Here is a 23,665-nt window from a genome sequence, read left to right as displayed (position 1 = left end):
TATTAAAATGACAGTACCAAAAGCCATATTGGCACAAAAGTACTGTATATTTGTTTTTCATTTTCTTTATTTTCCCTTAATAGATAAACGTAAGTGATGTTTTTCATTATTCGATAATAAGAATTCGTCATGTGTTCTTGCTCCCCAAGTATCATCACCAGCAATACCCATTTGTTTTTCATAAACACAAACAACTGTTTGATAAGGTACTGGTAATTCATCTTGATGTTTAACATTTTCTAATTCAAAAGGAGTATATGGTAAAGCAGAAAACTCTAAATCTTCTCCTTTAATTATGAAATCGTTTTTACCATTACTTATGATAATATGATTGACTTTTGTTCTATTTCCACATTCTTGAGGATATAAATAAGGTGTTACATTTTCTAAAACATCATATTCATATTCTCCTAATAAAGCCCCTTTATTTCTATCAATATAGTTTTCCTCTGGTCCAAAACCTAAATACTTCACATGATCATATTCTCTATATAGATTAAACATCATACCAAATGCTGGCATTTCAATATATTTGCTTGATGGCATATAAGACATATCAATAACAACTTCACCATCACCATAAACTGTATAGATAACATGAACATTTTCTTCTCCTAGATTAGGTAACTGATAATCAAAATGAACCTCACATGACTCTTCATTTCTCACAATTTTAACAAATTTTACTATTGCAAACATACTCGCTGGTAACCACGCTGCATATCTATAACCATATTTATTTTCTACATCATTATTTGTAGAAGCTCTAAAGAATTGAGGTCTAGGCATAACTCTGATCATTTCTTCATCATCATATTTCATAGAAGTTAATCCTTTATTTTTAGCGAATTTAATCGCAAACCCATTTCCTACTACACCAATATTGAGATAATCTTCAATGACAGATACTTTTGAATGTGCATGTGTCATTTGTTGATGATATGGATATAAATATTGATCATGAGCTATTTCATGATTCTTTTCATCATAGACTCTTACTACAACGTGACATCTATGATGATTGTCTATATTATTAAATGGATTATCAATTACAGTTGTTTCATCAGGTTTTAATTCAATTACTTTACGTACATGTTCCTTTAATTTTCCATCACAATATAATTCAATACTAAAATTAAATTGATTTAAGTTTGTAAATAGATAACGATTAGTAATGGTGATGATTCTCTCATTAATATCAAAATCAATATACTGATAACAATATTTAATTTCTTGCATCTTTGGTGTTATTGTTCTATCTGCGAAAACAATTCCATTTCCACAGAAATCATAATCTGATGGTCTTTCTTTGAAATCTCCACCATATCGTAAAACACCTTCATCATCATATAAGGCTTGATCCGCAAAATCCCATATAAATCCGCCTTGATATAATGGTAGTTTCTTTTCTAATTCTATATATTTATATAATGCCCCATTACTATTTCCCATAGAGTGAGCATATTCGCAAAGGATAAATGGTTTTTCAGTATGTTCTGCAATAAACTTTTCACAGTCTATCGCAAATGTATACATTTGACTTTCAATATCGCTTGTATTTGGATATCTTCTATCATGAGATAATCCTTCATAGTGGATAACTCTTGTATTATCTTTTTCTCTTAAGAAATCAGCTTCTTTTTGAAGAACTGATCCTCCTCGAGATTCATTTCCTAATGACCATATAATAATTGAAGGATGGTTTTTATCTCTTTCATACATTGAATTTGCACGATCCAAAACATTATCTAACCATTGTTCTTCTTTATTATCTGGTAAGAATAGACTAGGATCAAAACTATCACTCCATGTTCCATGTGTTTCTAAGTTAGTTTCATCAATACAATATAATCCTAGTTCATCACACAAATCATAAACAAATGTATTATTTGGATAATGTGATGTTCTTAAAGCGTTAATATTATTTTCTTTCATGATTTGAAGATCTCTTTTTGTTTCTTCATATGAAATGACACGTCCTGTTTTAGGTGAAAATTCATGCCTGTTTACTCCATGGAACACAATACGTTTTCCATTAATACACATAATACCATTAATAATTCTAAATTCTCTTATACCAATAGCTTGTTTACATATTTCACTCAATTGTCCATTTGATAAAACTTCAACTACTAATTGATATAAATATGCTGATTCAGCACTCCATAATTTTGGATTATTGACATCAAATGATACATGTACTTCTTTTTCACCTTTTAAAGAAATTTGTTTAACAATTTCTAACCCATTGTACAAAGTCACCTTGATTTCACTATTATTTAAATTACCTGCTAATGAAAAATCAAGATTTACAGTTGCCATTGTGTAATTCTCTTTTAATAAAGTCACTACCTTCAAATCTTCCAAACTTGTTTTTGGTATAAACAGTAGTTCAACATCTCTAAAGATACCTGAGAATCTCCAAAAGTCCTGATCTTCTAACCAACTACCACTACAAAATCTATACACTTGTACGGCAATCTTATTAATACCCTCAACAATAAATTCACTAATATCAAATGTAGAAGGTGTAAAACTATCTTCGCTATAACCCACAAAATATCCATTAATCCATAATGCAAACGCTGATTCAACACCATTAAATCTAATATGAACTTTATTTGTTAACTGTTCATTATTTAATGATACATATCGTACATAGCTACCTACCTGATTATAGTGTGGAATCTCCCCAGGAACAATTTGCTCACTTGCAGACCATGGATATGTTTGATTCACATACATTGGTTTTCCATATCCTTGTAACTGCAAATGTCCTGGAACTTGAATATTTTTCCAATTCGAACAGTCATAGTCTTTTTCAAAGAATTTATCATTTGTTTCTTCTATGCTTTCAGCATATTCAAATTTCCATTGTCCATTCAACAATACCGATAAACTGCTTTGATTGCATTCCATTTCTTCTTTGTTTCTGTACACTTTTAAAGAAGCTTTAGGATCTAATCTACCTATTTGAAATACCTTTGGATCTTTAATCCATTCTTTGTTCATATTCATCTTTATATCCTCCATAATTTCTATATTTATTTTATAAAAAAAATATTCTTTTTCGAATGGAATAAAGTATAATAATAGGTAATAAAGTGTTAATTTATACTTTTGGAGGATATTATGAATGAGTTACAAGTCATGTTAAAAGATTTATATCTTGTATTTGGATTAAATTTATCTATTTTTGATTTAGATGGTAACTTAGTGACATCTTACCCAGAAAAAAATTCTCCTTTTTGTGAACTGGTAAAATCAAAACCAGAAGTATTAAAATTATGTCATGCTTGTGATAAAAAAGCATTTGAACATGTAAAAAATGCAGGAGAGATTTATATCTATAGATGTCATTTTGGACTGTATGAAGCTTGTGTGCCTTTGTATACATATGGTGTTTTATCTGGATTTTTTATGATGGGACAAACATTAACAGATACTGAATATGACAAAAATCTAATAAAAAGAAAAGCTATCGAATATTTGTTAGATTCTGATGTGATTGATGAAGCTATAGATCACATTTCATTTCACTCTCAAGAACAAATCATAGCTTTTGCAGGTGTTGTCAATATTGTTGCAGAATATATAACTTTGACTAATCGTCTTGAGTCAAAATCAAAAAATCTAGCAGAAGAAGTGCATAAATACTTAGTAAATAATTATAATCAAAATATAACAATTGATTGGCTGTGCAAATATTTTTATGTTTCCAAATCTACTCTAATCAACACTTTTAAATCTAAATATGGAATTACTGTTCATCAATTTCTTTTGGAGTATAGATTAAAAAAGAGTATGGAGTTGTTAAAGGATAAAAATAAAACTATACAGGATATTGCTATTGAATGCGGTTTTAATGATGCCAATTATTTTTCTAAAGCATTCAAGAAAAAGTATCTTTTAAGTCCAACAGACAAAAAAAATTCACTTTAGTTTATCGAACCACACCTATCAAATAAAAATATTTACACACATATGGTACATTTCTATGTTGGTATTTATAATATAATTGAAGTATTTGGTCAGTAAATTCAAGAGTTAAGATTATATTATAAGTAGCTAATAGATTTAAAAATACTTCCATAATGAGCAACAAAACTATGTATTGTTAAAAAAATATCCAATATCTTTAAGGAAAGAAAAATGAAAGTAAAAAAGAGGTTTTACAATAAAAAACAAATAATGCAAAAAAAGGTTATTATAACCAGACAAAAAAGATGCAATTCGCATCTTTGTATATAGGATTGCTCCATAATTCCATGATACTAAATTTTTAGTCAACCTTACGCTTACCCTCATTCAACAAATTCATTAAACAATTGAATACATTATAGTATAATCAAAAAATAATATGGGTACAATTATAATATAAAGAACATATAACAATTTAAATGGTTGTCATACTTTGTCGTTATTTACTTACACAATCTTTTACGTATTCTCATTTATTTTTTTGATTATATAAATATAATGATATATTTTTTATAATCATATACTTATTAATTACATGTTTTATTTAAAATTTATACATCTTGATCATCAGAGAAAACATCAGCTAATATATTATCTAGTTCATCAAAATCAAAAATTGCTTCTTCTGCTTTTATTTCTAAGTCAATTAAATGATTACAATATGTTTTGTCTATATTTCTATTTATATAATGATATAATTCTATTCTATCACTCAAACATGGATCGTTACTAAACAGATAATCAAGTATCATATGCAATTCTTCTTTATCACATATTTTGTCAAGCTCTGCAATCCTTTTCTTAGTAAGCGTAAAATGAAAAAGCCCTATTATCAATCAACGACATTGATTATAATTAGAGCTGTAATAAATTGACAATTTATATATGTATGATTTACAGGACTCGACTAAAAGATCGTATCTCTACGATTTTTTAGTCAGATATGTATTATCAGGCAATTCTTTTGACCATGGCATATAATTATCAAGGGCTTCTTCATCATTGATATCTATTTCTGTCAATGATGACAAAAGATAGTTAAAATATTCATAGGGATTGAGATTGTTTAGCTTTGCAGTTTCTATAAGTGAATATAAGGCAGCGCTTGTCTGTGCTCCCTGAACCGTATTGGTAAACAGCCAGTTGCGTCTGTTATGTGCTACAGAGCATAACAGACGGAGATATCTCTTCTCATCTCTCTAGCTGTTAGTTCATAAGATAAGTCAATAAATCATTTAATATATCATTTGGAACACAAGGCATTTGACCACCTTTTTTTATCTTAAGAGATTGTTTTTCTTTTGTTTTCACCATAGTCTTGGTTTTACGTTTACCTTTTGGACTTCGGTTTGTCTGGTAATCTTATTTACCAGTTAGCCTTATATCAAGTTTTTATTCATACGCTCGAAAGAATTATTACACCACTTCCTCCATCCTCAACATCATAGTCAACAACTTGTGGTTGATTTATCTCCAACTGAATTCGTGCCATACACAGCACACTACAAAAAAGAATAACTATTTTTCAATAGTTACTCCTTTATCCTCCACTTTTTAAAAAAGTTATTTTGTTACAACTCCTTAAATACCTCTTCCTTCAATTAAGCAAACAGGCTCACTCACCATATAACTAAAATGTGTTTCAAAAAGAACACCTTTTGATTCACCACGTCTGACTTCAAACGATTCAATTGAACCACCTTTTTGAGAAGCCACAACAATATATTTATCAATCACAAGAATCATACTTACAGGTTTTTCATCTGTATCAGTGTTATCTACAGCTGTCAACATTCCTGTAGCCAGATCCACTTCAAAAGTTGTCACAGAGTCATGTCCACAGTTTGATACAAATAAGTAATCACCTTTTTCATTAATGAGAATATCACCAGCAGTATTTTGACCAATATATTCATCTGTTGGGTAAGTCTTGACTGTCTGAACAAAAGTAAATACGCCATCTTCATAACGATAAACATGAATTTCACTTGTTAATTCACTCAGAACATATGCAAATTGTCCATCTGGTGAAAAAATAATTTTCTTTGGTCCTGAACCAGGTTTCACTTTAAATGTTAATTCATCATTACGCTGAAGTCTTCCTTTTTCACCAATATCATAAAGAACAATTTCATCTGTTCCTAAATCACAAACAACTATCCATTTTTGATCAGGTGTAGCATCAATAAAACAAGGATGGGCTTCATTTTGACGTTTCTCATCTACGCTACTTCCCTGATGTTTCATTGTTTGTACAACTTTGACAATTTTTTGTTTCAATATTGGAATCACAACAACTTCACTGTTATAGTAATCCACAGCATAGGCATATGTACGATCTTCATTAACATAACTGTCTACATATGTCTTTCCATGATCTGTTGATTTACCAGCCAAACCAAATTGTAGATCCATTGAAGCATATTGCCATAAACCACCATCAGTTGGTCTCCCTGTATTATTTTTATAACATACATAGATAAAACGTTCACGTTTAGAAATGGCTATTGGATTCGCTAATGATTTATAAAATTTCTTTTTTAAAATCTCACCATTATCAATATCTATATGAAAAACATAAATTCCTCTAGTTAAATCATTACCATAACTTCCTACAAAAATTGGCTTTACTTTTCGTTTCTTAAAAAACAATCCCATTTTTATCCTCCTTAATAAAGAAAGGTAACTTTCGTTACCTCCTGATACTAATCCATGTCTTGAGAGTTCTCATCTTCTTCATCTTCAACCATAAAGCTATTGAAGACTTCTTCAATCATATCCCATTCATCAGGTGTTTCAATTGGATATAAATTCCCTTCATCATCATAAATAGATGAATAGACTTGAGCATCCTCATCATTTGCATCATAGTATAAAACATATTTTTTCCCTGTATCTTCACTATCAAAAGTAAAGAGTACATCAAATTCTAATTCATTACCGTCATCATCAATGACTTGTATTTTATTAACGTCCATAACTATCTCCTTTGACCATCTAAGTATCCTTGTAAAATTTGTACAGCTGCCATTTTATCAATAACTTTTTTTCTTTTTTTGCGTGAAACATCAGCAAAAATCAATTGATTCTGTGCCATAACAGTTGTTAATCTTTCATCAACCAAAACAACTTCGACATCCATCATCTTTTCCAGCCTCTGTTTAAAAGCCATTGAAATTTGTGCTCTTTCCCCTAAATCCCCATTCATATGTTTGGGTAAACCAAGCACAATTGTATGAATATGATGTTCTTCAACAATCTGTTGAATATGTTTGGCAGCATCCTTATAGTTATTTTCTTCAAAACGATAGGTTTCTACACCATGGGCAAGCATACCAAGAGCATCACTCATCGCAATGCCGCAAGTTCTCGAACCTAAATCTAATCCTAATATTTTTTCCACTATTTAGACTCCAAATAAAATTTAACAAGTTCTTCAATAATTTCATCACGATCAATCTGTTGAATAATTGATCGAGCCCCTTTATGACTTGAAATATATGCAGGATCATTAGAAATCAAGTATCCTGCAATTTGATGAACTGCATTATATCCTCTTTCATCTAAAGCATTAGCAACTGTCATTAAATGAGAATGGATAACTTCTCTTTTAATTTCTTCAGAATTAAATAGACGTGTTTGAGTAAAATCTTTTCCCATTTATACGACCTCCCATCTATATAATCTATATTACACTAATTCATTGCAAATTGCTAGTAAAACTTAGAATTGCGCTTTGATTTGTGCGATAGCTTCATCCATATGTGAGCGATCAGCACATCCTCCTTGAGCAAAGTCTGGTTTTCCACCACCACGACCAGCAGTCACCTGATTGATTGTCTTGATCATCTCTCCTGCTTTATATCCAGCTTGAACCATAGATTTTGTTAATCCTACAAAATAAGATATCTTACCTTCATATTCATTGACCATAATCACAAAACCATGCTGTAACTGATCACGAAGGTCAAAAGCCATTTGTTTAGCTAAAGCAACTTCTTTAGATTCTTGAACATATAAGAATTGTACACCATTGAAATCAACAATATTTTTAGATTGTTCCTTTGCAGATAAAGCATTGATCTGATCTAAATATTGATCTCTTTCTTTTTTGATTTCATTAGTTTCTTCAATGAAATGTGTAACTTTTTCAATTGTTTCATTCTTATTTTTAATCTTTAATAAGTCTTGAACTTGATTTAAAAGTGTTTCACTATTTTTAAATGCCTGATAAGCCTGTAATGATGTAACAGCTTCAATACGTCTTACACCAGAACCTACACTTTCTTCACTGACAATTTTAAAGATTCCAATTTCAATACTATTAGAAACATGGCATCCACCACATAATTCCTTAGAATAATCACCAACGCTGACAACACGCACTTCATCACCATATTTTTCATCAAATAAAGCCATAGCACCTGATTGCATTGCATCATCTTTACTCATTAACTGAATATCAACATTCAATCCATTGAAGATTTGTTCATTAACCTGATCTTCAACTTGCTGTAATTGTTCTAAAGTCATTTTTTGAGGATGAGTAAAGTCAAAACGTAATCTTTGATCATCTACATATGATCCAGCCTGTGAAACATGTTCTCCTAATACATTCTTTAAAGCTTTTTGTAAAAGATGTGTTGCTGTATGGTTATGAGTAATAAATGCACGTTTTCTTGTATCAACATACAAAGTTAATACATCTCCAACATGAATTGCACCTTTTTTAACGTTAACTATGTGTAAATGTTGTTGATGAGGTGCTTTATGAACATCTTTAACTTCAATTTCTGTAGAATCATTAGACATGATTCCTGTATCAGCACATTGTCCACCCATTTCAGCATAGAAAGTTGTCTGATCTAAAATGATTTCACCTTGGCTATCAATCACATCACATTTCACACCATCTTGGAATGTCGCAATGACTTTCGCCTGAATTGGTGTTGGATTATAAATGAATGTAGATGGGGCATCAAATGCCATTAAATCAGGCTTTTGTGATGACATAGATTCTAAATCACCACGGGCATTACGTGCACGTTCCTGTTGTGCTTTCATTTCTGCTTTGAAACCTTCTTCATCCACTTCAAAACCAGACTCTTCAGCAATTTCCACAGTTAATTCTAATGGGAAGCCATATGTATCATATAATTTAAAAGCATCTTCACCATTTAATAAATGATTTTGGCTTTTTTGTAACATCTGATTTAATAGTTTTTCTCCATTAGATAATGTCTTATGAAAAGCTTCTTCTTCTTTTTTTACTAAACCACTCACATATTCCACTTTAGCAGGTAGATAATCATAGAAATCTTTCATGATATCTGCAACCACACCAACAAGTTCATACATAAATGAATGATCAATACCAATCTTTTTACCATAACGCACTGCACGTCTTAAAATTCTTCTTAAAACATAACCACGTCCAGCATTATCAAATAATGCACCATCGCTTAATGCAAAAGTCACAGTACGAATATGATCGGCAATCACACGATAAGCCATTTTATTTTCTTGATATGGAACCTTTGCAAGCTTTTCAGTCGCATGGATAATTGGTAAGAATAAATCAGTATCAAAGTTTGTTTCTCCCTCTTGAATAATGCTGACTAATCTTTCTAATCCCATTCCTGTATCAATATTTTTTTGTGGTAATTCTTTATATTCTTTACGATCAATAGCTGGATTGCAGTCATATTGTGAAAAGACAACATTCCATACTTCAATGTAACGATCATTTTCCATTTCATCAAAGAATAATTTTTCTCCTAATCCTTCTGGATCATATTTTTCTCCACGATCATAGAAAATTTCTGAATCTGGTCCCCCTGGACCTTCTCCGATTTCCCAGAAATTATCATCTGTTTTTAAAATATGACTTGGATCAACATGACAAACTTCTGTCCAGATACGATAAGCTTCTTCATCATCAGTATAAACACTGATATAAAGTTTATCCTTATCAAAACCAATCCATTCAGGACTTGTTAAAAACTCCCATGCAAAAGGAATAGCTTCTGCCTTAAAGTAATCTCCAATTGAGAAGTTTCCTAACATTTCAAAGAAAGTATGGTGTCTTGCTGTTTTCCCAACATTTTCAATATCGTTTGTACGAATTGATTTTTGTGCATTCGCAATACGATTACATGCTGGCTTTTCTGTTCCATCAAAATATTTTTTTAATGCTGCAACCCCTGCATTGATCCATAATAATGTTGGATCATTATGTGGGATTAATGATGCTCCAGGTTCAATCATATGTCCTTTTGATTTGAAAAAATCCAAAAACATTTGTCTGACCTGATTACCTGTTAATTGTTTCATGATTTTCCTCCTTTTAATAAAAAAAGTCATTCCTGAAAAGGAACGACTATCATCGCGGTACCATCCTCATTCATAATGAATACTCATTATGCTCTTTGATCGTTAACGCCGATTTACGTTGATGTTTGCATCACTCTTAGAAGGTAGCTTTCTTTACAAGTATCCAGGAATTTTCACCAGCCATTCCCTCTCTTCAAGATCACTTATAAATACTTTTCTTCTTCAACGATTTGACTTTGATATTATATCCAATTTATTATCAAAAATCAATACTTCTTCTGATATTCAATATCAACAATACCATTATAAACATAACTTTTTATCAAAGATAATCTTGTTTCCTGATCAAAATCTTCAAATAAGCGTGTTCCTTTTCCAATTAATGTTGGAATCATAGAAATATGATATTCATCAATCATATTAGCCTGAATTAAAGGTGTAATCAATTGTTGACCACCACAAATCCAAATATCTTTTCCAGATTCCTGTTTTATTTTTTGGACTAATGAACAAATATCTTCAGATGTGACAATGACATGATCTGATGATAACTGAGTCAAAGATGATAAAACATAAATCTTTAATCCCTGATGAATCCAATATTGGTTGATTTTCTCTTCTATCATACGAAAAGCTGTTTCACTCATAATAACACTATCAACATGTTTTAATAAATGATGATAACTTTCTGTTTTTTCATCTGTAGGATTGTCACCATGTAGCCAATCTATACGTCCATGCTGATTGGTGATATATCCATCTAAACTCATTGCAATATACAAAATGACTTTTCTCACTATCATCCCTACTTTCTTTTTATTTTTTATGGTGATATGGGTAAATCCATTGAATAGTCTGAATCAGATAAGGTTCACATAGTAAGACAATGAATGTTGTCATCATATTATAAAATGTATGCATATTGGCTATTTGATGGAGGGGTGATAATGGTGTCCATCCTGCAATCCAATCAACGAGAGGAATCATCTGTGAGATAATTAAAAAACTGATAGCTCCTACAACATTAAAAAGAAAATGAAACAGCGCTAGACGTTTTCCATTGCGCGATCCTTTTAAAGAAGCAAGAAAACCCGTTATACACGTTCCTAAATCAAAACCTAGAATCAGATAAACAGCCTGATGAAAAGAAATCAACTGTTTAGAAGCGAGAATTTGTAAAATACCAATGGATGCTGATGAACTTTGAATCAAAGCTGTAAACAACATACCGATACAGACACCCCATATTGGATTTTGAATATGCATTAAAGCATTCACAAATGTGGATGAGTATTGTAGGGGCAACATGGATTGAGCCATCATTTCAAGTCCCATAAATAATAGTCCTAAAGCCATCATCACTTGTCCACATAGATGCTTGATGCCATGACTTATCAGATATAAACATACGCCTACAAAGGCTAACAATGGCGCAAACATGCCAATATCTAAAGCAATCATCTGTCCTGTTATGGTTGTCCCAATATTAGCTCCCATCATAACCCAGATAGCTCTTTTCAATGACATGATATGAGCATTTAAAAATCCAATGAGAATAACACTCATAGCAGATGAACTTTGAATCAGGCATGTCAACAAAGTCCCTACACCAATAGCTTTCCACTTATGATTGGTCAGTTTTAATAAAAAGATTTCTAATCTTTCTCCCAGTCCTTCTGTTAATCCTTCTGATAACAGTTCCATGCCAAACAGAAATAATGCCAATCCTCCTAACAGTCCTAAATAATGAGAAATTGTCATGGCTTCACACCCCTTTATTATCATATATGATAACAAAGAAAAAATTTGTAAAATCTTTATCGGTTTTCATGATGCATAATTCTCTTAATATCATCACCAATACGTAAATTCTTGAAAAGTTCTCCAATAAAAACGACATATGACAATAATAGTGGCGAAAAAATCATACCAATCAGACCAAAAAGATCTCCAAAGAAAGTCAATGCTATTAAAAGAAGAATAGGATGTAAATGAATGCCTTTAGAAAATAAATAAGGTTGTAAATAAGAAGATTCTAAATATTGTAAAACCATAATCACAATAAGAGATGCATAACCAAGATGCTGATCAATAAAGAATTCATAAATAACAACTGGTATGCCACCAATATAAGGTCCAACATAAGGAATGAGATTTGTAAGTGATAAAAATAATGCAATCCAAACTGCAAAATTCTGATTTATAAAAAAGAAAGGAATAAAGCACATCAAAAAGAAGAAGAAAAAATCTAAAATCATTGATTTCATAAACTGATATGTTGTGAGTTTTAATTTTTTTAGTGTCTGCATACAGATGCCCTGTTTTTCAAAAGGAAGATAGACAATAGCTTTTTCAATTAAATGAAGATTATCATAAGATAAATAAAATGAAATGCCTAATGCTATAAAAATATTTCCAACCCAGTAAATGACTGTCTGTGTCCAACCATTAAACATATCTATAAAATAATCAATGACCTGATATTCTTCTAAAAAACGAATAAAAGTAGAAAAAATAGGATTGACCATAATCTGACTATCACAGATACGATGATAAAAAATAAGACATTGATCTAATAAATAAGGGATTAAAAAATAACAGCTTAAAATAAAAAACAATGAAAAAGATAAATATAAGTGTGTTACAACAACTTTTCTAGAAAGGCGATCACTGGTAAAATAATCAATCAGGGGATCAATAAGAAAATGAAAAAACAATGCAATAACAACAGGAAAAATCAATTGAAAAATATAAATCAATAATGATCCTATACGAAATAAAGTATAAACATAATAAAGTAAAATAGCACAAATACAAAAAATGATGAGAGAACGAGCGATATTGTTTCTTTTCATTTCAACCTCCACGACAAGAAAAGGACTACAATGAGTCCTTTTGTACTTCTTAAAGTTGTTCCTTAATCGCTTTTTTGGCTTTATGAACAGAATGTTCGATGTTATCGGCACATGGCATATCACTCATCATAATCATTGCCGCAGCAACAATTCCTGCCGAGAAAAAAGCAACAGCTAATTTTGACATGATTATTCACTCCTTTAAAAGTACAATCTTAGTATGTCCTGATTATTCAAAATCATACAAAGAAATTTCAGGAGTTTCGTTCATTCTTGAAATCAATGTCGTTTTCCTTCGATCATCTTGTTCTCGACTAATTCCATATTGAAAAGCCTGATGATTTCCTAAAAACCATAAAGATTGTTTTGCTCGTGTTAATCCTGTATAAATCAGATTCTTTTTCAACATAATATAATAGTCTTTTAAAACAGGCATGATGACAATTTTAAATTCATTTCCCTGTGATTTATGAACACTCATGCAATAAGCATGTGTCAATGTATAAAATTCCTGTGGCGTATATTCAACAATAGTTCCATCAAAATCAACAATCATCATATCTGATAAATATTCAAAATTATCTTTATAACAGATTTCTACCAATGTTCCTATATCACCATTAAAAACATTATCTTCAATACGATTTTTTAACTGTAAAATCTTATCGCCTTCTCTAAATAAACGTTTACCCACACGCAGTTCATTTTTAAATCCATCTTGAGGATTAAATAATTCCTGTAGACAATCATTTAAAGCATCAATACCAGCAACACCATTATACATTGGTGCTAAAACTTGTATATCATGCACATCATAGCCATCTTCTAATGCTTTTGTGACTAATACACGTACATACTTGACAACATCATAGGCGGCACATGTTTGAAAATGAATATCCTGATACTTTGAAAATAAAGTTTCATCATATTGATTATTGCGAATACTATGGGCTAATTGAACAATACCACTTTCTTTGGATTGACGATATATATGATGTAAAGCAATGGTTGGGATACGCTGACAACTGATGAGATCATTTAAAACACGACCAGGTGCCACAGATGGCAATTGCTGATCATCTCCAATCAAAAGAATTTGACTGACTTTTTGACAAGCTAACAAAAGATGTGAAAACAATAAAGAATCGACCATTGAAAACTCATCAATGATCAATAAATCCACATCTAATGGATTTTTCTCATTAATCGCAAAAGTATTTGTATGTAAATCCCATTTCAATAAACGATGAATGGTACAAGCTTCCACTCCTGTCACTTCAGTCAAACGTTTAGCTGCTCTACCAGTTGGTGCAACAACAGCTAATTTTTGATCAGGATTTAAACGCTGATAGATTTTAATCATAGCATTGACAATCGTTGTTTTTCCAGTTCCTGGCCCACCTGTAATAATCATGGCTGATTGTTTTAAAAAGAGTGTCATCGCTTCTTTTTGAAAATGATCATATTGAATAGATAACTCTGTTTCTAAATCTGCAATAATGGTATCAATTTCCTGCTGGTCATATTCATATAAAGGCGCATGAAGCCATTTTTGAAAGATTTTTGATATTTGTATTTCACTTTGATATAAATCATAAGGATAGTAGCGATCATCTTCCTGAATAATTTTACGTTGTTCAAGAACATCCTGCAAAGCTGTTTCAAAACTTTCATCATCAATTTGAGGAATATAGCGATGAAATCTTTTCGCGATAGCCTCAAAGTTATGATATGTACTTCCATCTTGAAAACAGGATTCTTTTAAAGCATAAACAATAGCTGCCTGAATACGATGATGATCATGTTGATCAACACCTATTTTCAATGCCAGATCATCTGCTGTTTTAAAACCAATTCCATCAATATCATCAATTAACTGATAAGGATTATTCTGTAAGATATCCAATGTTTTTTCCTGATAGACAGCTTGAATTAAAGCCAGATGACGTGTTGAAATACCATGTCCCATGAAAAACATCAAAACTTCCTGATCGAAATCCTGGGAATTTAACACACTCGCAATCGTTTCACGTTTGGTTTCATTCATACCACGAACATGATCTAAAACATGCTTATCTTCTTTAATCTTACTTAATGCATCTTGACCTAAAGCTTCCACAATAGCACTGGCTTGTTTTTCACCAATCCCTTTAAATAAAGGACTAGATAAATAGCGAATGATTTCACTTTCCTCATTCGCTAAAACAATCTCATAAGATTGAATCTGAAATTGTTTCCCATATTTAGGATGAATCACATAATCACCCTGAAAATGATATTTATCCTGTAGATTTACATAACTCATATAGCCCGTTGCTAGAATTGGTTTATCTTCCTGTTCACTATCAATCAGACAGACAATAAACTTTGTATCCTCACTATAAAACCTAATACGTTTAATAATTCCCGTGTATTCTAACATTATAAGTATGTAATCTCCTTATCATCTTTATACACTTTATCAATCGTTCCTCCACCAAGACAGACATCACCCTGATAAAAGACTGCGGCCTGACCAGGCGTTACAGCTTTGACAGGTTGTTTGAATGTCACATAAAGTGTTGTTTCATCAACAAAATGAATCGAAACTTCATTATCTTTTTGACGATATCTAAATTTGGCTGTGCAATCATATTCTCCCGATGGTTTTTGACTACCGATCCAATTGACATCCGTAATTAAAGCACCTTCGCTCATTAACCATTGATTCTGATCACCTTGGCACACATATAAAATATTATCATCATACTTTTTACCCACAACAAACCAGGCATCACCTGGACCACCAATACCTAAACCTTTACGTTGTCCAATTGTATAATACATAATGCCTTGATGTTCACCGACAACTTGACCAGTTTCAATATCTACCATCTTTCCAGCTTTGGCTGGAATATAATTTTTCAAGAACTCTCTAAAATCTCTTTCTCCAATAAAACAGATTCCTGTACTGTCTTTTTTATGAGCCACTGGCAAGTTTAAATCTTCTGCCAATTGTCTGACTTCTGGTTTTGTCATATTTCCAATTGGAAATAATGAAGACTGTAGTTGAGATTGATTTAACTGACATAAAAAATATGTCTGATCTTTATTAGAATCAATGCCTCTTAACATGATAGAATCTTGTCCATCATGATGTTCCACACGTGCATAATGTCCTGTCGCAATATAATCGGCCTCAATAGATTTGGCATAATCTAAAAAAGCTTTAAATTTAATATGTTTATTGCATAAAATATCAGGATTAGGCGTTCTCCCTTTGGCATATTCTTCTAAAAAATATGTAAAAACATGATCCCAATATTCCTTAATAAAATCAACACGTCTTAATTCTATTCCTAAATGCTCAGCGACCTTTTTTGCATCATTATAATCTTTTTCCTGTGGACAGATATCATCGTCATTTGTCGGATTTCCTAAAATATCATTATTTAATGATGAATCCCAGTTACGCATAAAAACGCCAATAACTTCATAACCTTGTTGCTTTAAAACATAAGCTGCAACTGCACTATCTACACCACCACTTAAACCTAATACAACTCTTTGTTTCATAGACGCCTCCTTCTTGCATATTCTATCATTTTCTTCAACAATTATAAAGTAAAAATAATGGAATACTCATATAAAAATAAAACTGATAAAGAGCACCTCACTCTTTATCAGTTGTCATATTATTTTAATTTTGACATTGGAAGCATGGCTGCACCAATAGCACCACAATCTTCTAATTCTCTTTCTAAAATAGGGATATGTCCTCTCATACCAACATGAATTCTAGCATTGAATTGTTCAACAAGTTGATCATAGAAGTATTTTTTAGATTTCATAACTCCTCCACCTAATACAAAACAATGTGGATCAACAGTATGAGCAATATCTGCTAACATAGTAGCAAGTTCACTGACACATTCATCAACGATACCTTTTGCTTTGATATCACCTTCATCAGCTAATCTGAAAACATCTCCAGCATGATTGACACGATCTTCACCTAAGATTTCTTTTCCTTTACGTGTAATAGCTGTACCACTAGCTTCACCTTCTACAGCTCCAGGGTTTAAACCTCCGAATTTATATCCGTTGTTTTTCACAATAATATTTCCAACTTCTCCAGCATGTCCTCTTCCACCAGAAACAAGTTGACCATTCACAACAAAAGCTCCACCAATTCCAGTTGAAATTGTCACATAATAACATGTTGGTTTTCCTTTACCAGCACCTAATAAAGCTTCTGCTAATCCAGCAACATTAGCATCATTATCAATAAATACAGGTAAGTTAAAACGACTTGAAAGTTTTTCACAAATAGGATAATTTTCAAATCCAGGTAAATTTGTTGCCATAATCATGACACCACGTTCAGTATCTACAGGTCCAGGAACACCAATTCCAATCCCCTGAACATTATTGATACCGCCACAAATTGAATAATCTAAACTTTCAATTTGTCTTATAATTTTTGAACAAACATAATCTGGTCCATTTTCTCTTTCTGTTGCATCTTTGACTTCACTATATGATTGTCCATTTTCATCAACCAAAAGAGTACGTACGTTTGTTCCACCTAAATCAATCCCAATATAATATTTCATCTTAGTTCTCCTTCCTTGATTTATATTTATTATACAATAAAATCAACTGTTTTCATAGATTCTTTTCATGAAACAATGCATTTTTCAAAACTTCTAAGTTTTGTGGTAATGGACATGTTATGACATGATCCTGTAAGTATTTTAAAGAACCTATCGGTTTAACAAAACAGATGGAATAGGCATGTAAAAATTGATTTTGAAAATGATAAGTCTTTTTCAAATAACGATTCAATTCAAAATCTCCATATTTACTATCTCCAATCACTGGATGTCCAACACTTGATAAATGCAGACGAATCTGATGGGTTCTTCCTGTAATGATTTTGACTTTCAATAAAGAATATTTTTGATTAGATTTAATGTTTTCAACAAGCGTATGCATCTTTAAAGCACCATCGGTTGAAGGTGATACCATTCTTGCAAGTGAGCGATCACTATCTTTTTTCATATATCCAATTAACTCTTCACTTGGCATATAGCCTTTACAGATTGTCAGATATGTCTTGTCAATGCAATGACGTTTTTTCATCATCTCATTTAAATCCTGCAAAGCACGCATCGTTTTTCCAAAAATGACAATGCCACTGGTATTGCGGTCGAGACGATGGACTGGTCCAGGAGTAAATCCTAATGTCTGTTGAGGATCATATTCTCCTTTTTGATGTAAATAAGTTAAAACCTGGTTTGATAATGTATTGACATCTTCATGAATATCTTCATGAACCAGCAATCCAGCTGGTTTATTGACAATCAATACATTGTCATCTTCATATAAAACATCAAAAGTCATTGGTAAATCAAAGATACTTTGAGGTTTTGTGAGCTCTAAAAAGCGATCTTCATATAAAAACAATTCTACCTGATCCCCTTTTTTTAAAATATAGTTTTCTTTCACCCTGACACCATTGACTTTCACATCTTTTTTTCTTAACATTTTATAAATCAGCTGTGGCGGTGCCTGACACAATAATTTCTTTAAATATTTATCTATTCTTTGGTTTTCATAATTTTCATCTATCATTAAAGTTTTCATTTCATCACCATTTTCATTCTATCAAAATTTCTTAAAAAAATACACATTTTTATTTGAAAGCCTTTACATCTCTTAAAACTCTGTTATAATTATTTATGTTAAGTGGTTGTCACTTAAACATACCCCCTATTATCACCCTAACGTGTAAATAATAGAGATAGAAGAAAGTATGCTCCCCCGCATACTTTCTTTTTCTATTTTATGTTATAATATGGAGGAGGTGAAAAATCATGGAAAAAGAGATTCAAAGAACGCTTATTTATGATGGTAAAATTATGCAAGTCACAAGAGAAGAAGTCGAATTAGAAAATGGTGAACATGCCTATCGTGAAGTTGTTTATCATCATGGTGGTGTTTGTATCTTAGCTGTTAAAGATCATCAAATCATTCTTGTGAAACAATTTAGATATCCTAATCGTATTCAAACTATTGAAGTGCCTGCTGGAAAGTTAGAAAAAGATGAAGATCCACAAGATTGTGCCTTTCGTGAATTAGAAGAAGAAACAAACAATCGTGCTCGTGATATGAAATTTATCATGAAAGTTTTACCTTCTCCAGGCTATACAAGCGAATGGCTTTATCTTTATGAAGCAATTGATTTTGAAGAAGTCAATGATGCTTTAGCTGGTGATGATGATGAGTTCATTGATATTATCAAGCTGGATATTGATGAAGCTTATCAAAAAGTATTAGACGGTGAAATCGTTGATGCAAAAACAGTCATTGCGATTATGTATGCCTATCAAAAAGATCATCAATCATAAAGTGGTAAAGCCACTTTTTTTCTTTTATAAACAAAAAAACTATTCCTTGATGGAATAGTTATCATTTTATATTGGCGGTCTGGACGGGGCTCGAACCCGCGACCTCCGCCGTGACAGGGCGGCATTCTAACCAACTGAACTACCAGACCAATATAACAACTGCCAAGGGTTTACATAAATGGCGGAGACAGAGGGATTTGAACCCTCGCGCCAGTTTCCCGACCTACACCCTTAGCAGGGGCGCCTCTTCAGCCTCTTGAGTATGTCTCCTTCAGTTGCCTAACTATAATAACATACCTTTTTAAAGATTTCAATACTAAAATGAAAAAACTTTATACAAAAAAGAGTTAGCGAACTAACTCTATTTATTAAAGAATTGTGGTAAATAATCTTTATGTGCTTCTAATAATTCATCAATCACAATATTAGCAATTTCATCACTTGGACATAATGGATTCATATTCAAAGCTGTCACTGCTAAATCACGATCACCTTTGATGGCTGCTTCAATAACTAAACGTTCAAATGTTTTCATCATATGAACATATCCACTAATTGGTAATCTTAAATCTCCTGTTGCGATAGGTTGTGGACCATCTGCAGTAATACGACAAGCGACTTCTACTGCACTATCCATTGGTAAATCAGCAATAGCGCCATTGTTTCTGACATCCACATATTGAATATCACCTTTATTTGTATAGATAGAAGCAATTAAATTACATGCTGCATCAGAATATTTAGCTCCTCCACGCATTGCTAATTGTTCTGGTTTTTCCTGAAGTTCTTCATGACTATATAATTCAAATAATTCTTCTTCAGTCTTGCTGACAACTTCTCCACGAACTGTTCCTGTTTTCAATTGTTCTAATTCTTCTTCTAATTGTTCTTTTGTAAAGAAATAGTAATTATGATATGGACAAGGAATGGCTTTTAATCCTTTGATAAATGATGGAGAGTATGGTAAAGATACGAAGTTTTTCATTTGAATTGTATCTTCAGGTTTCAAATATGCATATTTATGCAATAATTCATCAAAACGTGAAACTCCATCAACAAAAACATCAGTTGCAAAAATAAAGTGGTTAACCCCTTGAACTTCCATTGTCACTTGACTTTCATCAACATTTAACATTTTTGCAAAACCAGCAACCATATTCACTGGAACATTACAAAGTCCAATGGCTTTTTTAAAGTTTGTATAGCGTAAAATAGCTTCAGTCACCATTCCAGCTGGATTTGTAAAGTTGATTAACCATGCATTTGGACATAACTCTTCAATATCTTTAACAATATCTAAAATCACAGGAATTGTACGGAAAGCTTTGAACATTCCTCCAGCTCCATTTGTTTCTTGTCCAATTAGACCATGGCTTAATGGAATTCTTTCATCTAATACACGCGCTGGTAAACGTCCAATACGCATTTGTGTTGTGACAAAGTCTGCATCTTTTAAAGCTTCACGACGATCATAACTTAAAATGACTTTCATTGGTAAGCCAACTTTTTTAACCATACGCTTTGCCAACGCACCTACTGTTTCTAATTTTTCACGTCCTGCTTCAATATCTACTAACCATAATTCTCTTACTGGTAAATGATCATATCTTTTAATAAATCCTTCTACTAATTCTGGAGTATAACTGCTTCCTCCACCAATTGTTACAATTTTAACACCATCTTTATTCATTTTGAGCACCTCTTTCTTCTTGATGATTTCATTATAAAATAATTATTTTAAAAAGCAATACAATGAATTGTTAACTATACCGGTATAGTTTAGAATGTGATATACTATCTTTAAGGAGTTGATCAATATGACCAAATATGAACGTCTAGCTCAATCATTAGAACAAGATATCATGCAACAGGTTTATAAACAGGGAGACCGTCTGCCTTCGATTGGAACTATGGCTAAAAAACAAGGATGTAGTAAAGAAACAGTGATCAAAGCTTATCAATTATTGATTCATCAACATTTGATTTATGCCAAAGCACAAAGTGGCTATTATGTACTTGGTTCCCCTATCTTACCAATATCCAATACAAAAGAATTTTCACTAGAAACAGGGAATCCTGCAATCAAAGCAACATCTTTAGAAGATGCCAAACATTGCTTATCATTAGCTATTGAAGAATATAGAGAATCTTCATTGAACCTGTCTTTACAAGGCGTTCAATCTTTACGCCAGACTTTAGCCGACTTCTTTTTTGACATGGGCATTTATACTCAAGAAAGTTCTATCTATCTGATTCAAGGTGTCACACAAATGTTATCTTTTTTATCGGCTATTGATTTTCCTAATCAGCACTCATACATTTTGATTGAAGAACCAACATATAGTTATTATGTTCAATTTTTAAAATCTCAATCATTGCCTGTTTTGACAATTACCCGTGATGAAAATGGTATTGATTTAACTCAATTACAATATCTCTTTCAACATTATGACATTAAATTCTTTTATACCATTCCACGTAATCACAACCCTTTAGGAACAACTTATTCTACCTCTATGCGTCAAAAAATCGCGCAACTGGCTTTAAAGTATAACGTCTATATTATTGAAGATGATTACTTTGGGCATTGTTCATCAACGTCACATTATTTACCACTCTATTATTATATGGAAGGACAAAACTGTATTTATCTAACAAGCTTTTCAAAAACAATTCCTTATTTACGTATTGGTGCTGCGATTATTCATAAAGACTTTAAAAACACATTTGAAAAATTGAGTCATCAATCCTACTATTATTCTTATCAATTACCATCATTAATTTCTCAAGCCACTTTAGAATCCTACATCAAAAGCTCACTTTATAAAAAACAAACTCAGCAACTACAAAATCATTTAAAAAAAGATTATCAGATTATCAAAAAAGTCACTCAAAACTGGGATTCACAACTGATTCAAGTGATTTCCAGCTATTCTGGTTACTATTTAACCATTCAATGTCTTGTTGATATCAATCTTGATTTATTTCAAACCAGACTCCAACAAAAACATATTAAAATTGCCCGTAATGAAAGATGTTTTTATGATCCTTCCCATTTTCATCCTTCGATTCGTTTAAGCCTGGCAAGAATTGATAGTCATGATTTAAAAGAAGCTTTACAAATCTTTTATCGAGTTTTTTTAGACATGTTATAAAAATTTCTTTTTCTTAAATAAAACAATCAATCCAATCACAACAATACAGCTTAATACAATCACAGCTGGATAACCGTATATACTTTTTAATTCAGGCATATTTTCAAAATTCATCCCATACCATCCTGCAATTAAAGTCAATGGCATAAAGATCGTTGTGACAACAGTAAAAAATTGCATTGTTTTATTCAGTTTATAGTCTTCTCTAGACTGATGAGCACTATGAGCCTGATTCAAGATTTCTCTTAACATTTCTACATTTTTTGATAAACGCTCAATACGACGTGTAAAGATTTCAAAATATCTTGAATCATCATCTTCAAAAATATGATGATGATTCATTTCTAAATCTTCACCTATCGTCATGAAGTTTTCATAATAATTTTGTAATAACAGCAATTCTTTATTTAACTGTCTTAACTGATTTGTAAAATGCATGGAATCTTCTTCTTGTGTTTCTAGTTCTTCAATTTCATTTTGAAGTTCTTCAAGATACTGATAATCAGCAGCGAGAAGGTCACTTAAAAAATAATAAACAAGTCTCGTAATAGAAGCTTCTTTTTGTAACACATAATCACTGGATGATTGAAAAACCTGATTGATGTGATGATCTTCATCATCAATCACAACAACCAAAAATAAATTTTTAAAGATAAATAACGCTAATGAATCTTTCTTTACAAAAATATCTCTTGCATTAATCAAATGAACCAAACCAAAATAATAATGATATGCTGGAATAATCATATTTTGATGAAATAATGAAGGATCTTCTAAACGTTGAATAGCAGCTTCATCAATGCCAAACTCCTGATAACAGGACTTGAGTTCTTCTAAATCCATCATCGCAATATAACGATGTTCCTCTTGAATATCATGAATATTAACAATTTCTTTTTGATGATCAACCTGATAAATCATAACTTTCCTCCTAACAAAAAAGAAATAG

The 23,665-nt window shown here is 31.6% G+C and carries 21 protein-coding genes, 2 tRNA genes and 1 other annotated feature; of the genes, 3 read left to right on the top strand and 20 right to left on the bottom strand.

The annotated features are described in order from the left end of the window. Positions 1-66: 66 nt before the first annotated feature. Positions 67-3,018, bottom strand: a complete 2,952-nt coding sequence (gene lacZ, locus E0K96_RS04235; protein ID WP_168081440.1) for a beta-galactosidase, LacZ type — start codon at positions 3,016-3,018, stop codon at positions 67-69. Between the two features lie 114 nt (positions 3,019-3,132). On the opposite strand from lacZ, the gene E0K96_RS04230 reads away from it, so the two are divergent. After that, positions 3,133-3,942, top strand: coding sequence for a PocR ligand-binding domain-containing protein (locus tag E0K96_RS04230; protein ID WP_168081438.1), 810 nt, complete (start codon positions 3,133-3,135; stop codon positions 3,940-3,942). Positions 3,943-4,532: 590 nt separating this feature from the next. Here the strand turns inward: E0K96_RS04230 and E0K96_RS04225 are convergent. From E0K96_RS04225 to E0K96_RS04155, 15 genes are all read right to left on the bottom strand, one after another. Next, entirely contained in the window at positions 4,533-4,733 is a 201-nt protein-coding gene (locus E0K96_RS04225; protein ID WP_129737021.1) for a hypothetical protein, read from the bottom strand. Between the two features lie 171 nt (positions 4,734-4,904). Further along, positions 4,905-5,066 (bottom strand): transposase domain-containing protein, encoded by a 162-nt coding sequence (locus tag E0K96_RS12330; protein WP_129737113.1) that lies wholly within the window; start codon positions 5,064-5,066, stop codon positions 4,905-4,907. A 496-nt stretch (positions 5,067-5,562) separates the two neighbouring features. After that, entirely contained in the window at positions 5,563-6,639 is a 1,077-nt protein-coding gene (locus E0K96_RS04215) for a lactonase family protein (RefSeq protein WP_168081436.1), read from the bottom strand. Positions 6,640-6,686: 47 nt separating this feature from the next. After that, complete coding sequence (locus E0K96_RS04210) at positions 6,687-6,959, bottom strand: DUF1292 domain-containing protein (protein ID WP_087243147.1); 273 nt, start codon at positions 6,957-6,959, stop codon at positions 6,687-6,689. Positions 6,960-6,961: 2 nt separating this feature from the next. Further along, on the bottom strand, positions 6,962-7,384 hold the full coding sequence (gene ruvX, locus E0K96_RS04205; protein ID WP_087243146.1) for a Holliday junction resolvase RuvX: 423 nt from the start codon (positions 7,382-7,384) through the stop codon (positions 6,962-6,964). Further along, positions 7,384-7,641 carry an IreB family regulatory phosphoprotein gene (locus E0K96_RS04200; protein WP_087243145.1) on the bottom strand — a complete coding sequence of 86 codons (258 nt, stop codon included), beginning with the start codon at positions 7,639-7,641 and terminating at the stop codon, positions 7,384-7,386. The genes ruvX and E0K96_RS04200 overlap by 1 nt, the downstream gene beginning before the upstream one ends. A gap of 63 nt (positions 7,642-7,704) precedes the next feature. Continuing rightward, positions 7,705-10,314, bottom strand: a complete 2,610-nt coding sequence (gene alaS / locus E0K96_RS04195) for an alanine--tRNA ligase (RefSeq protein WP_168081434.1) — start codon at positions 10,312-10,314, stop codon at positions 7,705-7,707. Between the two features lie 35 nt (positions 10,315-10,349). Next, positions 10,350-10,549: a binding site (T-box leader), on the bottom strand. A gap of 31 nt (positions 10,550-10,580) precedes the next feature. Beyond that, the gene (locus E0K96_RS04190; RefSeq protein ID WP_206080584.1) at positions 10,581-11,117 is read right to left on the bottom strand and encodes a dihydrofolate reductase family protein; all 537 of its coding nucleotides are present in this window, start codon (positions 11,115-11,117) and stop codon (positions 10,581-10,583) included. A 13-nt stretch (positions 11,118-11,130) separates the two neighbouring features. Next, positions 11,131-12,075: a Na/Pi cotransporter family protein gene (locus tag E0K96_RS04185; RefSeq protein ID WP_168081430.1), complete on the bottom strand. Its 945-nt coding sequence runs from the start codon at positions 12,073-12,075 to the stop codon at positions 11,131-11,133. A gap of 56 nt (positions 12,076-12,131) precedes the next feature. Beyond that, the gene (locus E0K96_RS04180) at positions 12,132-13,169 is read right to left on the bottom strand and encodes an AI-2E family transporter (protein ID WP_168081428.1); all 1,038 of its coding nucleotides are present in this window, start codon (positions 13,167-13,169) and stop codon (positions 12,132-12,134) included. 49 nt (positions 13,170-13,218) lie between these two features. After that, positions 13,219-13,356, bottom strand: coding sequence for a hypothetical protein (locus E0K96_RS04175; protein ID WP_168081426.1), 138 nt, complete (start codon positions 13,354-13,356; stop codon positions 13,219-13,221). Between the two features lie 42 nt (positions 13,357-13,398). Then, the gene (gene recD2 / locus E0K96_RS04170; protein WP_168081424.1) at positions 13,399-15,591 is read right to left on the bottom strand and encodes an SF1B family DNA helicase RecD2; all 2,193 of its coding nucleotides are present in this window, start codon (positions 15,589-15,591) and stop codon (positions 13,399-13,401) included. Continuing rightward, positions 15,591-16,724 carry a tRNA 2-thiouridine(34) synthase MnmA gene (mnmA, locus tag E0K96_RS04165; RefSeq protein ID WP_168081422.1) on the bottom strand — a complete coding sequence of 378 codons (1,134 nt, stop codon included), beginning with the start codon at positions 16,722-16,724 and terminating at the stop codon, positions 15,591-15,593. The genes recD2 and mnmA overlap by 1 nt, the downstream gene beginning before the upstream one ends. A 119-nt stretch (positions 16,725-16,843) precedes the next feature. After that, positions 16,844-17,764, bottom strand: a complete 921-nt coding sequence (locus E0K96_RS04160; RefSeq protein ID WP_087297479.1) for an ROK family protein — start codon at positions 17,762-17,764, stop codon at positions 16,844-16,846. Between the two features lie 52 nt (positions 17,765-17,816). Beyond that, positions 17,817-18,797: an RluA family pseudouridine synthase gene (locus tag E0K96_RS04155; protein ID WP_168081420.1), complete on the bottom strand. Its 981-nt coding sequence runs from the start codon at positions 18,795-18,797 to the stop codon at positions 17,817-17,819. Positions 18,798-19,027: 230 nt separating this feature from the next. Between E0K96_RS04155 and E0K96_RS04150 the strand changes: the two genes are divergently transcribed. Then, positions 19,028-19,561, top strand: coding sequence for an NUDIX hydrolase (locus E0K96_RS04150; RefSeq protein ID WP_168081418.1), 534 nt, complete (start codon positions 19,028-19,030; stop codon positions 19,559-19,561). Between the two features lie 72 nt (positions 19,562-19,633). Here E0K96_RS04150 and E0K96_RS04145 read toward each other — a convergent pair. The 3 genes from E0K96_RS04145 to E0K96_RS04135 all read right to left on the bottom strand — a co-directional run bounded on the left by E0K96_RS04145 (position 19,634) and on the right by E0K96_RS04135 (position 21,251). After that, a tRNA-Asp gene (locus tag E0K96_RS04145) sits at positions 19,634-19,710 on the bottom strand. A 30-nt stretch (positions 19,711-19,740) separates the two neighbouring features. Further along, positions 19,741-19,831: transfer RNA gene (locus E0K96_RS04140), tRNA-Ser, on the bottom strand. A 91-nt stretch (positions 19,832-19,922) separates the two neighbouring features. Further along, on the bottom strand, positions 19,923-21,251 hold the full coding sequence (locus E0K96_RS04135; protein WP_168081416.1) for a 6-phospho-beta-glucosidase: 1,329 nt from the start codon (positions 21,249-21,251) through the stop codon (positions 19,923-19,925). Positions 21,252-21,378: 127 nt separating this feature from the next. Between E0K96_RS04135 and E0K96_RS04130 the strand changes: the two genes are divergently transcribed. Then, on the top strand, positions 21,379-22,716 hold the full coding sequence (locus E0K96_RS04130) for an aminotransferase-like domain-containing protein (RefSeq protein ID WP_168081414.1): 1,338 nt from the start codon (positions 21,379-21,381) through the stop codon (positions 22,714-22,716). On the opposite strand, the gene E0K96_RS04125 is transcribed toward E0K96_RS04130, so the two are convergent. Then, positions 22,711-23,637 (bottom strand): magnesium transporter CorA family protein, encoded by a 927-nt coding sequence (locus tag E0K96_RS04125; protein ID WP_168081412.1) that lies wholly within the window; start codon positions 23,635-23,637, stop codon positions 22,711-22,713. The genes E0K96_RS04130 and E0K96_RS04125 overlap by 6 nt on opposite strands. Between the last annotated feature and the right edge of the window lie 28 nt (positions 23,638-23,665).

This window comes from Massilimicrobiota sp. SW1139 (genome assembly GCF_012027715.1).
GTDB lineage: Bacteria > Bacillota_I > Bacilli_A > Erysipelotrichales > Coprobacillaceae > Allocoprobacillus > Allocoprobacillus merdigallinarum.
This window is presented reverse-complemented; position numbering and strand designations above follow the sequence as displayed.

Excerpts from the sequence above, each read along its gene's own strand:
- E0K96_RS04230 (WP_168081438.1), top strand. The coding sequence starts at position 3,133 with ATGAATGAGTTACAAGTCATGTTAAAAGATTTATATCTTGTATTTGGA.
- E0K96_RS04130 (WP_168081414.1), top strand. The coding sequence starts at position 21,379 with ATGACCAAATATGAACGTCTAGCTCAATCATTAGAACAAGATATCATG.
- E0K96_RS04125 (WP_168081412.1), bottom strand. The coding sequence starts at position 23,637 with ATGATTTATCAGGTTGATCATCAAAAAGAAATTGTTAATATTCATGAT.
- E0K96_RS04155 (WP_168081420.1), bottom strand. The coding sequence starts at position 18,797 with ATGAAAACTTTAATGATAGATGAAAATTATGAAAACCAAAGAATAGAT.
- E0K96_RS04160 (WP_087297479.1), bottom strand. The coding sequence starts at position 17,764 with ATGAAATATTATATTGGGATTGATTTAGGTGGAACAAACGTACGTACT.
- E0K96_RS04215 (WP_168081436.1), bottom strand. The coding sequence starts at position 6,639 with ATGGGATTGTTTTTTAAGAAACGAAAAGTAAAGCCAATTTTTGTAGGA.
- lacZ (WP_168081440.1), bottom strand. The coding sequence starts at position 3,018 with ATGAATATGAACAAAGAATGGATTAAAGATCCAAAGGTATTTCAAATA.
- E0K96_RS04180 (WP_168081428.1), bottom strand. The coding sequence starts at position 13,169 with ATGAAAAGAAACAATATCGCTCGTTCTCTCATCATTTTTTGTATTTGT.
- E0K96_RS04175 (WP_168081426.1), bottom strand. The coding sequence starts at position 13,356 with ATGTCAAAATTAGCTGTTGCTTTTTTCTCGGCAGGAATTGTTGCTGCG.
- recD2 (WP_168081424.1), bottom strand. The coding sequence starts at position 15,591 with ATGTTAGAATACACGGGAATTATTAAACGTATTAGGTTTTATAGTGAG.
- E0K96_RS04150 (WP_168081418.1), top strand. The coding sequence starts at position 19,028 with ATGGAAAAAGAGATTCAAAGAACGCTTATTTATGATGGTAAAATTATG.
- alaS (WP_168081434.1), bottom strand. The coding sequence starts at position 10,314 with ATGAAACAATTAACAGGTAATCAGGTCAGACAAATGTTTTTGGATTTT.
- E0K96_RS04225 (WP_129737021.1), bottom strand. The coding sequence starts at position 4,733 with ATGATACTTGATTATCTGTTTAGTAACGATCCATGTTTGAGTGATAGA.
- E0K96_RS04185 (WP_168081430.1), bottom strand. The coding sequence starts at position 12,075 with ATGACAATTTCTCATTATTTAGGACTGTTAGGAGGATTGGCATTATTT.
- E0K96_RS04135 (WP_168081416.1), bottom strand. The coding sequence starts at position 21,251 with ATGAATAAAGATGGTGTTAAAATTGTAACAATTGGTGGAGGAAGCAGT.
- mnmA (WP_168081422.1), bottom strand. The coding sequence starts at position 16,724 with ATGAAACAAAGAGTTGTATTAGGTTTAAGTGGTGGTGTAGATAGTGCA.
- E0K96_RS04190 (WP_206080584.1), bottom strand. The coding sequence starts at position 11,117 with ATGATAGTGAGAAAAGTCATTTTGTATATTGCAATGAGTTTAGATGGA.
- E0K96_RS04200 (WP_087243145.1), bottom strand. The coding sequence starts at position 7,641 with ATGGGAAAAGATTTTACTCAAACACGTCTATTTAATTCTGAAGAAATT.
- E0K96_RS04210 (WP_087243147.1), bottom strand. The coding sequence starts at position 6,959 with ATGGACGTTAATAAAATACAAGTCATTGATGATGACGGTAATGAATTA.